Annotated in this window: 1 protein-coding gene; it reads left to right on the forward strand. The window is 40.0% G+C overall.

Going from position 1 to position 230, the window contains the following annotated elements; translation table 11 throughout:
- Positions 1-81: 81 nt before the first annotated feature.
- Positions 82-230: helix-turn-helix domain-containing protein (locus AS151_RS23300; RefSeq protein WP_343327451.1), on the forward strand; the 149-nt coding region annotated here is incomplete at its 3' end.

Consider the following 230-nt stretch of genomic DNA (forward strand, 5'->3'; position numbering starts at 1 on the left):
CAGTGGATATCCACTATCTTTTTCTTTCGGGGAGTTTCATTCTCGTCTTGCCATGTCCGTATTGATTCTGTACATAAATGTATGGCTATCTTAGCATTTCAAACGGAGCTAAAACCAAATAACAAACAAAAAACGTTATTTGCCAGGCATAGCGGTGTAGCCCGTCATGCTTGGAATTGGGGCTTGTCCTTAACAAAATTCATTCTGGATTACAACCAAGCTAATCCAGA

The organism is Geitlerinema sp. PCC 9228 (assembly GCF_001870905.1).
In the GTDB taxonomy this organism is placed as follows: domain Bacteria; phylum Cyanobacteriota; class Cyanobacteriia; order Cyanobacteriales; family PCC-9228; genus PCC-9228.